Here is an 11,581-nt window from a genome sequence, read left to right on the forward strand (position 1 = left end):
TTCATGAACGATCAAGTGAACTATGCAGGACCATCGTTTGAGGAACTAACAAACGAGGAAATGATGGAAATCCAAGGTAACGGAGATGTCCAAGCCGAAACAACGCCAGTTTGTTTTACAGTTGGTTTAGGGTTTGGTGCTTTAGTATCAGCAACGGTGTGTTAATGGAAAGGGTTAGCATATACAACACGTATGTATATGCTAACTTACTTTATGGTTAGGGGGAAACGACATGACAGTTATGATTGAGACAATTGACAGTCGATTAGTAAGCGCATTGACGATTGAAGAACGAGCAGGCGAAATTTCCAGTACGACCGAAGGAACGTGGGAAGAGTGGAAGGAACGAAAATCCTTGCTAAAACAAACCGATATGGATTTCCTATTCGACCATTATCAAAGTGAACAATCTTTTAAAAAGGGTATTCAGCCGATCAACGAACACGATTTAGATGGTCTGTTACGAAAAGTAGAAGAATCCGATTGGTACAAAGTGTATCAACAAATTATCGAGAACTACGAAGAACAACAACATCCCGATAAATACGACTACACATATGCCATTCGCTTCTTTTTACAATTTATGAAACATTTTTTAAAGGAGAAAACAGCTGCGTCCACACGATACGAATTTCACGTAGATGCCGTTGTTTCAATTGTTCAAGGGTACTCAGAAGAACTGATAGGCATAATGAGCCGTACACTAGCGGCGGATATTCAACAGGTGAAAAAGGAAGCTGGATTGACAGGGGAAAATGGAGAGGAACGATTTCAATCGTATATGAAACAGCGTTTTGGCACCGTGGAATCCGCAAAAAACTTTTACCATGAATATCCGGCACTGCTGCGACTCATTTCGATTAAAACGTTATTTTTCATGAAGAATATCGAGGAGTTCATCGTTCGTTTAAACGAAAATGCATCCGAAATCCAGTCCACATTGGGTCAATCATCTACTGTTGTGCAACGAATCGGTTTGTCTGCAGGTGATTCACACGATCAAGGGAAAAGTGTCATGCTTGTCTATTTCTCTGAAACAGAACTGATTGTGTATAAACCGAAAAATTTAGTTTACACAAAGCAGCTAGATCGGTTTTTTGATTATTTAAATCGGAACTTAGGAACTGATTTTTATAATGTTAGAAGAATCGTAAAGCCAACCTATACGTTTGAACAATTTATCCAGCGTGAGTCATGTACGTCAGAAAGTGAAGTACGAAGTTTTTATAGACATTACGGTGAACTTATCGGATTAGCCTATCTCTTGAGAGCGACCGATTTTCACTATGAAAATATTATTGCGTATGGAGATCGCCCCGTATTGATAGACGTGGAGACCTTCTTCCAACAGCATGTGCCGCTCGAGTTTGGAGAAAGTGCACATGTTCAAGCAAAAGAAAAACAAATGGATTCCGTTGTGCTGACAGGCCTCGTGCCATTTGATATTCTAGCGGATCGTTCAGAGGATAAGAAAAAAGGAGTCAATATAAGTGGGCTTAGTCATGGCACACAAAAAACACCATTCAAAATTTTAAAGTTGAATCACCATTCCACTGACGAAATGAAATTTGAATATATGGATCATTTCATCTCATCGAAATCGAATACGCCACTCTTACATGGACAAGAGATTTCCTATGAGCGCTATCAACAAGAAATACTCGACGGATTCCGTCGCTTTTTGAAGTCTTGTATGAAACATAGAGAGGAAATCGCAGCGGAATTGAAAGCGGTCTTCCAAACTGCCCGTGTTCGAAATGTAGTTAGACCCACCCAGCGGTATGTCGATCTTCTTCAGTTTTCTTATCACCCACAGTGCATGCAGAATATGATCGAGCGTGAAAAGGTGTTACATAATCTGTTTGCCTACCCATATCGCGACAAACGAATCGCAGGTCATGAACTGACTGAAATGTTGGAAGGGGATATTCCGCAGTTTTTCAACGAAGTATCCGATGCGCATTTATACAATTCTCAAAATGAAATGATTTCAAACGTATACAAACGAACGATTATTTCGGAAGTGGTGCAAAGCATAACGAATTTGTCAGATAAGCAAATTGAAGAACAGTGCTTACAAATTGAACTGTCCATGGGTACGTTCACGCATACTGCATCGATACCAGAGCAGTCGAAAGAAAATGTTACGATATCCCGGGAATCTGTATTGGATGTAGTGAAGGAAGTATCCAGGTCGTTGTTGGACGAGGCGATCTACGATGAGAAAACAGACTCTATGACTTGGATTGACCTCGTATGTAAAGATACATGGAAGTATGAGGCCATGAACAACCAGTTGTATGATGGATTGCCCGGCATGTATGCGTTTTTGGCGGCCCTGCAAGCAACAGATCACTCAAACGCGGCAGCGTATACAACGATTAAACGCAAGATATTAAATACAATGCTTGTCATTCCAAGTGCTCCGAAAGCATCGACGTTCTTTGGCAATGGTGCATTGATCTATCCTTTACTAATCGATTTCAAATTGAATGGCAATGAGGAAGCACTCAAGTTAGCATCGCAACTTGCAGATCAAGTTATGACATTTGACTATGAAGAAACAAATGATTGGTTAGTAGGAAAACCGAGTTTAATCGTCGTCTTCCACCAATTGAGTTTGTTCACGAATGACGCAAAGTATGAAGCCTACGCAAAGAAATTGAGCGACAGCCTAACGTATGACGAACAAACCAAGTTTGTAGGACTGATCCATGGAAACAGTGGCGCCTACTATGCGAAAGCAGTGATGGATCCTACGGCATCTAATATTGACACTTGGATTACTCGTGAAGACGCGCATTGGCAGGGAACTCACTGGAATGATCCGAGACCGGAGAAGGCTGGAAGGACCCATGCGGTTTGTCATGGCAGCACTGGGATTTTGTTAAGCAGATGGATGACAGCGTGCTATACAAACTCAGATAAGGAAGTCCAACAAAAACTAGAAGCAATTGATTCTTTGTTCAATGACAAAAGAGAAGACTCAGTATGCCACGGAACTTCAGGGGATATTGAACTATTACTCGCATTGAAACAGAAAGGGAACGATACGGATGCGCTGATAGAAAGTAAAGTAAAGCAACTTGTTTCGAATTATAGAACGTATGGACAATTTAGATTGCAAGGATATCAAACGATACAATCCAAAGGGTTATATACGGGCATTACAGGAGTTCTTTACACCTTATTGCGGACAATTAATCACGAGATTCCTTCGTTTGTCCTACTACAAGCAATAACAGAGGAAGTGAAGTAAAGGATATGGCAAAAATAAAACTGGTCCAACAAGCAGAGCATAGTGAATGTGGACTTGCCAGTCTAACGATGCTGATGAATTATCATGGAATGTCGACCTCGTTGCCCGAATTACGAAATACGTACGGAGTACCAAGAGGCGGCTTCAAGATTTCAGAAATGATGACGATTTTAGAGGATCATGGATTCGAAGCGAAAGCCTATAAAGTACACACAGGATTGGAACAGTTGCAAGTACCTTGTATTGCTTTTTGGAATAACCGACATTACGTGGTCATTGAGAAAGTGAAAAAAAGTAAGGTGTGTATTTGCGACCCGGCAACTGGGAGAAGGTGGATTTCTAAAGAGGAAGCCGAGGAATGTTTTTCAAACATAGTCATCCAAGTGGATTCGCAAAATGAGGAGAAGCCACGAGCGTCAGAAAACAAGGCATCCTTCTTATTAGGATTTCTGAATAGTTCCTTCAAAAAACCATTGTTCTTTTTACTCTTCTTAACAATCGGGATTCAGGGCTTAATGTTAATCGTCCCGATTGTAACGAAGTATCTCGTCGATCAGTCCATAACAGTTGAAAAACAGTCAATAGGTATCATCATGCTGCTCAGCTTGGTTGTTTTACTAGGCTATTACGCCTTACAAGTAGGCAGAGGATTCATCATTGCTCAGTTTCAAAAAATCTTCGATGATAAATTGATGTCCTTGTATATGGAAAAGTTGTTGCAATTGCCTTTGCCCTTTTTCTCGAATCGGTCTACTGGAGAACTGATTTTTAGGTCGAATTTGAGTGTCTATATTAGACAAATATTGACGCAAAAGGCTGTCCTTCTACTTGTAGATAGTGTGTTTTTACTATTTTATACGATTCTCATGTGGAATTACTCCCCTACGCTGGCGATGATTACTGTCGTAATTGCTATGACTATGGTCATTATTTCAGTTTTAAATACTCAAAAAGTACGACAGTTCATCGATTTAGAAATGATTGAGCAAGCAAAGGTTCAAAAGAATATTACAGAAATTATAGAAGGAATCGAAACTGTAAAATCTACAGGATCTGAGCAAACATTTTTCAAGAGATGGCAGGAAGATTTTCATAAACAATTAAAAATAACCAATGCAAAAGAACGTTTTTCAGCCGTGTTTTTGACTATTCCTCAAACATTACAGTTCGGTTTACCATTACTTTTGCTATTGATCGGATTGTATTTCGTGCAGGAGCAATCTTTGACAATGGGGACGGTAGTCGCCTTTCTCACATTGGCAAGCTCATTTATCAATCCCGTTATGGGGCTGGCTAATGTATACAATGATTTTGTGTTATTGCATACGTATTTCAACAAAATCGAAGAAATCATTACACATCCTACCCAACAAGACGGTACTGCACAACTAGACTCGTTTGAGAAGGTATCTTTGAATAATGTGACCTATCAGTATAGCAAGTTTGACGAACCTGTTTTGCAAGATGTTAATCTGACGATCGAACGCAGTGAAAAAGTAGCAATCGTTGGAGAAAGCGGTTCGGGGAAAAGTACATTATTGAAATTGATGGCGGGTCTTCTTCAGCAGACTTCAGGGGACATTTCCTATAATGATGAATCGCTCGTCCACATTCAAAAAGATAGTTTTAATAAGCAAGTTGCCTATACCAATCAACAGGCGATGATTTTTAACGACTCAATCGAGCAAAACATTGTACTAGGACGCACGCAAGAAGCAAACAAAGAGTATTATCACCACTTACAAGATGTATTGGTCAAGTCCGATGTGTTCAGTATCATTGAAAAGTTACCGCTCGGCATTAAAAGTATTCTTTCGGAACAGGGTGCAAACTTATCTGGCGGACAGCGCCAAAAAATTGCGCTGGCAAGAAGTTTGTTTAAAAAGCCTGAGTTGCACTTGTTGGATGAGCCCACCTCGGCATTAGACAACATATCAGAAAGGCATGTAATGGAGTCCCTATTGGAGGAAGATGCAACGTGCATCGTGGTCGCCCACCGTTTGCAGACGATCCAACATGTGGACAGAATTATTGTACTGAAAAACGGAAAAATTGTAGGAGAAGGGACGCATCAGCAGTTAATCGCGAGCAACCTTACCTATCGACAACTCTACAATGAAGAAAAAAGAATGGAGAATGCTTCATGAAGAAACGTTATATACAAATTTTGCTGCTAACCGTCCTTTGGCTGAGCTCTTATTCTGTTGCATCGGCATCGGAACGATCAGAGGTATTTTTGTTCGATGAAAGTTCGGAGCTTCATCAATACAAAAGTGACCTAAAGAACGAATATCCCGATTTGGAGGTAGAAGCGATAGATGAATTAGGAATTTTGCGTGTAGACGGGCAATCCGAACAAATTGATATGATCCAACCTTTGTTTGCGAATGACTTTGTGGAGCAAGGAACTTTGCCGAAAATTACTTCAGAAACGATGGTACAGGAACTAGAAACGCCATACCCTAAAGAGTTTGAACGGTTTGCTTGGGCATTAAAAATCCCTGAGTGGCCAGAGTTTGACTATTTCGAAGCAATGGGAAATAAGGGCGTTACGATTGCAGTAATTGATAGTGGAATTGATACAGAACATCCACTGTTTGCGAACAATGTTGACGAGGGAAGAAGTTACATTGAAAACCAAAAGCCCACAACAGACGAATTCGGACATGGTACTCAAGTGGCAGGTGTATTGCGGATGACCGCACCGAAAGCAACACTAGTTCCCTACAAAGTTTTAGAGAGTGATGGAAACGGGGACTCGTTCCATACATTGCAAGCGATTGTCCATGCTGTTGACGGTGGTGCAGATATTATTAATGTCAGTGTAGGTACTTATAAATCGGTAAATTCTGCCGAAGAACGTTTGACGAAGAAGGCCTATGAACGAGCTGTGAACTACGCAAAGCGACATAAAGTCGCAATGGTTGCGTCTGCTGGAAACGAAGGATTCAATTTGGATGAGAAAGCTAAGTTAGAAGGAAGTGTTCACTTGCCTGGGGGTCTTCGAGATGTAGTGACTGTAGGCAGTACGACAAAGAATCATGAATTAGCGTACTACTCCAACTACGGAAAAGGTGTGGATATAGTAGCACCAGGAGGGGATTTCGGTCCAACATTTTTAGCTACGGGTGAAATGAACGTTTCGTATATGATGTTGACGACAAAACCGTTACAACAACCGCATAACTTTATTGACGAGGCGGTCGAATTACCACCGGGGTATACGTTATCCTTTGGTACTAGTTTGTCAGCACCTATGGTGAGCGGGGCAATAGCTATTTTAATGTCCAATGACCGTGCGAAAAAGCCGAATCCTAACAAATATATACAAAAGATACAACGAACCGCTACCGACTTAGGAGCACCTGGTAAGGACTCCTTCTATGGGCACGGGGAACTAAATATCCTCCAAGCGAACAAATAAGCTAGAACAGGTAGTCAGTTTACGGATTGCTGCCTGTTCTCTTAACATTTCATCTTTTACATGTAGGAGGAAAAATTATGTATATTCTAGTGAGTTCCAATTACCCTTTGATAGCGGATCTATTAGTAACCGCCTTTCAAAAAAAGCGACCGAAGTGGAGAGTCAATGCTCGAGCTTCTTTAGCAGCATTTAGTGGAACCACTGCCGAAAGAATGGACCAATATGACGTCATTATAATTGAAACATCATATGAACAGTTCTCATTTTACAAAATGTACGTAAATGAACTACGTGAATGCGCAAAACCTGTTCTATTTTTAACGAATGAAAATATCGGAGAAATATCGTATCACACGTTCGGTGTGAAAAACTTTCACGTACTGAATAAAAGTATTTCATTCAATAATTTGATCGAAGTCATCGAAAACGGGATGGAGAGCGTTGTGGGCAGCTCCACAACCCAACTGGGCGAACAGGAGCGCAGTATTTTACGGGAATTGGCAAAGGGCCATACGGTAGATTATATCCATAAGGACAAAAAGATTACCAAAGCGCAAGTGGATGAGATGATCTCTAAGATCAATACACATTTTGAGACAACAAACTACTTACAAGCGTTGCATAAAGCATACGACCAAAATTATCTTTAATAAGAAGTCCTTTTGTACGTTCGCGTGTAAAAAAGTGACATTCATGCACTGAAGGGATAAAATTGGTACGTTCAGATGGAAAACCAATAATGTTGTGAGTTGTTTGACAAATCTTTTGTCCCTTTCGATATACTGTAAATGAAAGGGGCGAGGGAATGGAGTTCACGTTAAGAGAAGAAAAATTCATTCAATATTATGCAACGAAAAAAGAACTATCACACGTTGAGAAAGTCAAATTAGCTTTCGGGTTGCGGATGGTCACCCGAGAGATGAAAAAAGTCGTCGTGATTTATGGGATTGCGTTGTGGATGGGTTTACTTTGGGAAATGCTGATCGTGCAAATAGGATTTTTGTTCGTGCGTCAAGTAGCGTACGGGCTGCACTGTACTTCTTCAAAGGTCTGTCTTGTCGTTAGCAGTATTCTATTTCCATCGATAGCCTGGATCGTGATAACCCTGACAGTAACTCCGCTTGCACTGTGGGGCTGCTACCTTCTGACACTAGCCATACTGTTAGGAGTAGGACCTACAAGTTCACAAAAGACGAAAGTACGAAGCAAAAAACATTATACATTTTTGTATAAGAAATTAGTTGTGCGCTTGTGCGCAGGAAGTATAGGACTCCTGTTTCTTCCAACTCAAGTGGGCGCATTAATAGTTGCAGGGATAATGATGTCAACAACTTTAGTCGTATTGGCTAAAATACAACATAAAGGAGAATGATCATGGTCAGTTTACTTGAAATTCTATTCGTGAAATTTGGGGGAGTTTTAATGAATATTGCAGGGGTGGGTTCACGTTATATGTGTTGGGGGTTCTTGGATGAAGAAGAATTGCCAAATGAGTTAAAATCTGACGAATTTTAAACAATTGACTGCCAAATCGTCTATACTAGTATACAACGGTATATTTACTAGAGGTTGGTGGTACATAAATGTGGGAGCTGCAATTAGTATTTTTATTAATTGTACAATGTATTGTGTTAATCGCATTTCCTATCGGATTCAATGGTATAAAAGTAACGAAACAACTTGTCTTTATTGCGACATTTTTAATTATTGTGCCAGCAATTCTATTAATGGTTGTAATCGGCGTGTATTCCATTCTTTATGTTTTACTATCCATTAGTATTTTAGTTTATGTAAAAACTCGAAGTGGAATCAGTCTATTTCATGTATTAATGAGTTTAAGTTTAGCAGTACTAGCTGATCACATAGCATCTTTAATCGTCTTCAAGTTTTTTGATGAGCCTACATTCAAGGGAATCTATCCTATACTGCAAGTCATCGTGTTTTTGGTGATGATGACCGTGTTGTCCCTCATTTATAAAAAGATCTTTAACGTTTTTAAAAGAATGAATATTTCAAATCGGTACATTTCATTGTTGAGTATTCTTCTTTTACTGATGACACTCATCTTTATGTATATCAATATTTTGAAGATGGATGAGGCACTATTTATTAAGTCAGTTCAAGCGAACTTATTTTTCTTCATTATTTATATTTCTCTTTTTTTCATTATTATCGGATGTATTCTTTACATTGCGAATAAGCAGCTACAAATTAAACAAAAAGAACAAGAAATTGAAGGATTTAAAAGATATGTCGAATCTATTGAAATGATTAATCGGGATATGCGAAAATTTAAACATGATTATCGCAATATCTTAACGACGATGCGTCATTTCATAGATGTGAAAGATCATGAAGGACTTGAACACTACTTTTACAATCATATTTTACTAGCAGAACGTAAGGAAGTGGAGGATCAATTGGCGCTGTCTTCATTGAATCGTATCCAAATGATAAGCTTAAAAGGGTTACTTACGACCAAACTCTTGCAGGCTCATAGCGCAGACATCCCGACCTATGTAGAAGTCGTTGAAGACATTCCGACTGTAAACATGGACGAAATCACGCTGAATCGAATGATTGGGATTATTATAGATAATGCCATTGAAGAGAGCAAAACGCTGGATGATCCCCTGATACGAATTGCATTCATTCGCATGGATTCGAGTATTGTATTCGTTTGTATGAACAGGTATGACAATGAACGAGAGTTGAAAATTCATGAGCTGTTCCAAGAAGGATACACAACGAAAGAAGAAGGACGCGGACTAGGATTGGTAAACTTACGCCATCTCATGAAGGACAAAGAACAGTTACGCCTTTCGACAAAACTTCAAGGAGATTTATTCATTCAAGAATTGGTCATTGGAGGGAATTAAGGAAATGAGAATCGTCATATGTGAAGATGATGTGGTTCAGTTGCAAAAAATCCATACCATCATCGCAAATTATGCCATGATGGAAGACAACGGGATGACCGTGGTATTAGCGACGACGGACCCAGAAGAAGTAATCTCCTTCCTCGACCAAGAACAAGCAGATTGCTATTTCTTGGATATCGACTTGGAGAATGAAATCACTGGATTGCTGCTAGGGGAGGCCATCCGAAAGAAAGATCCGCTATGTAGTATTGTTTTTGTAACGACTCATGCAGAAATGACCTATCTGACATTCATGTACAAAATAGCAGCGTTAGATTTCATCATAAAAGACCAGACGGAGATGTTGCAAAGCCGGATACTGACTACTTTGCAAGAAGCGCATCGAAAATACATTCAAATTGGGCAACAAGAGAAAGTCACATCCAAAATACAAATCAAGATCGAAGGTCAGATTCGCAATATTGACATTGATGAAATTTACTTTTTTGAAGCCTCCCCCTCTTTACACAAAGTTATCGCACATCTCGAAAATGAGCATTTAGAGTTCTATGGACGCTTAAAAGATTATGAGGATGTGCATGAAACGCTATTTCGTTGTCATAAATCCTTCATTGTCAATCGATCTAAAATCAAGCAGATTGACGAGAAAAGTCGGATTATCCATTTAGATAATGAAGAAACGTGTTTAGCCTCTGCTCGGTTAATCAAAGGATTGAAAAAGCAAACCGTGTAGTATGCTCCGTTTCATTAAATTATACGTAACTAGTTTTCTAGCAGTTCAACTGCTGAGAAGGCTAGTTTTTTTGAATTGTTTCCTATTAAAAGGAGTGCAGGTCAATAAATTCCTGTGCTGCATAAGGCGAAAGGACAGTCCAATAATACAAGATGGAGATTATATAAAGGTCTTCCATACGTTGAAAACACGGGTCGCGATTTTATTAGTGTAGTTTAATTTCATCATAGTAAAAGAATAAGTAGTTATAATAGACTAGAAACTATTTGCCTATACTTAATAAAATGGTATACTTCTTACAGGGAATAAATTATAAATAATAGACTTAATAACTACCTACAGATATACGATAAATAACGGAGAATTCACTGAACGAATCGGTTAGTATGCGGGAAATGCTGCGGGCGATTAAGGATGAAAAAAAACTGAGTTCTGGAAGGTGTATGTACGGACTCTTTTGCGTTCTATTGAATAATTGGAATATCAAACGTATTTGAATACAGGATTGTTGCACAGGAAACAGAACGGATCTCGACAATGGGTTCGGCTGATAGGGAGGCGTAACACGTTGAAAACGTATCATTTGCTGCGAAGACCGTTTGTTTTTCTTCGTCAGGTGGCTATGAAGCTTTTTATGGAAGATTCGACGGTTCAAGAAACTGAGCAGGTGTAGAAGCAAGATGTTCTCCAAATGCTGGATAACTCGAAGGACGTTATTTACCATTTTCAAATCGAACCCGAATGGAAATTCATTTATCTGAGCCCGGCGATTGATGTGTGGCTTGGAGAGGGGACAGCTGAATCGGCGATGAGGGATCCGTCCGTTCCGTTCGATCTGGTGCATCCTGATGATTTGGTTGAAATGATGGACAAAATCAGTAACCAAGTCGACTGCGGGGAGCCGATTATTCAGCGATGGCGACATCAAGATGGACGGTATCGCTGGTTTGAAGAACGGATGACCCCCATTTACGAAAAGGGTCGTTTAGTTGCGTTGCAAGGCGTCACGCGCAATATCGACCAACGGATGGAGCGTCAACAAAAACTGGAATACCAGGCGAATTATGATGCTTTGACGGACATTCATCAGAAAAGCCCTGCCTGTGCACCGCACTATTTGGACACTATTCAGAATTGATCTAGAGTTGTGTCGTGCACAGTAGTCGCCCCCCTTAAAATGGACATAAGAGATGTTATAGTTGTGGGAACATACTGTCACGGGAGGGGTTCATTTTGGAATTCATAAAAAAGGGCAGGAAGAGAATATTATCTTTTGAACAGAA

The 11,581-nt window shown here is 39.8% G+C and carries 10 protein-coding genes; all 10 read left to right on the forward strand.

Features of this window, described 5'->3' with window-relative positions:
* Nucleotides 1-3 precede the first annotated feature (3 nt).
* The 10 genes from QT716_RS02470 (at nucleotide 4) to QT716_RS02515 (ending at nucleotide 11,436) form a co-directional block, all read left to right on the forward strand.
* Complete coding sequence (locus QT716_RS02470) at nucleotides 4-165, forward strand: mersacidin family lantibiotic (protein ID WP_317934203.1); 162 nt, start codon at nucleotides 4-6, stop codon at nucleotides 163-165.
* Between the two features lie 67 nt (nucleotides 166-232).
* Nucleotides 233-3,259: a type 2 lanthipeptide synthetase LanM family protein gene (locus QT716_RS02475; RefSeq protein WP_317934204.1), complete on the forward strand. Its 3,027-nt coding sequence runs from the start codon at nucleotides 233-235 to the stop codon at nucleotides 3,257-3,259.
* Between the two features lie 5 nt (nucleotides 3,260-3,264).
* Entirely contained in the window at nucleotides 3,265-5,406 is a 2,142-nt protein-coding gene (locus QT716_RS02480) for a peptidase domain-containing ABC transporter (protein WP_317934205.1), read from the forward strand.
* On the forward strand, nucleotides 5,403-6,683 hold the full coding sequence (locus QT716_RS02485; protein WP_317934207.1) for a S8 family peptidase: 1,281 nt from the start codon (nucleotides 5,403-5,405) through the stop codon (nucleotides 6,681-6,683). The genes QT716_RS02480 and QT716_RS02485 overlap by 4 nt, the downstream gene beginning before the upstream one ends.
* Before the next feature lie 77 nt (nucleotides 6,684-6,760).
* Nucleotides 6,761-7,333: a hypothetical protein gene (locus QT716_RS02490; RefSeq protein WP_317934208.1), complete on the forward strand. Its 573-nt coding sequence runs from the start codon at nucleotides 6,761-6,763 to the stop codon at nucleotides 7,331-7,333.
* A 155-nt stretch (nucleotides 7,334-7,488) separates the two neighbouring features.
* Nucleotides 7,489-8,055, forward strand: a complete 567-nt coding sequence (locus QT716_RS02495) for an accessory gene regulator B family protein (RefSeq protein ID WP_317934209.1) — start codon at nucleotides 7,489-7,491, stop codon at nucleotides 8,053-8,055.
* A 2-nt stretch (nucleotides 8,056-8,057) separates the two neighbouring features.
* Nucleotides 8,058-8,198, forward strand: coding sequence for a cyclic lactone autoinducer peptide (locus QT716_RS02500; protein WP_317934210.1), 141 nt, complete (start codon nucleotides 8,058-8,060; stop codon nucleotides 8,196-8,198).
* Between the two features lie 68 nt (nucleotides 8,199-8,266).
* The gene (locus QT716_RS02505) at nucleotides 8,267-9,562 is read left to right on the forward strand and encodes a GHKL domain-containing protein (protein ID WP_317934211.1); all 1,296 of its coding nucleotides are present in this window, start codon (nucleotides 8,267-8,269) and stop codon (nucleotides 9,560-9,562) included.
* 4 nt (nucleotides 9,563-9,566) lie between these two features.
* A complete protein-coding gene (locus QT716_RS02510) occupies nucleotides 9,567-10,298 on the forward strand; it encodes a LytR/AlgR family response regulator transcription factor (protein WP_317934213.1) in 732 nt (243 codons plus the stop codon).
* 691 nt (nucleotides 10,299-10,989) lie between these two features.
* Nucleotides 10,990-11,436: a PAS domain-containing protein gene (locus QT716_RS02515; RefSeq protein WP_317934215.1), complete on the forward strand. Its 447-nt coding sequence runs from the start codon at nucleotides 10,990-10,992 to the stop codon at nucleotides 11,434-11,436.
* The last annotated feature ends 145 nt before the right edge of the window (nucleotides 11,437-11,581 follow it).

Origin of the sequence: Sporosarcina aquimarina (genome assembly GCF_033253705.1) — a bacterium.
GTDB classification, from domain to species: Bacteria; Bacillota; Bacilli; order Bacillales_A; family Planococcaceae; genus Sporosarcina; species Sporosarcina aquimarina.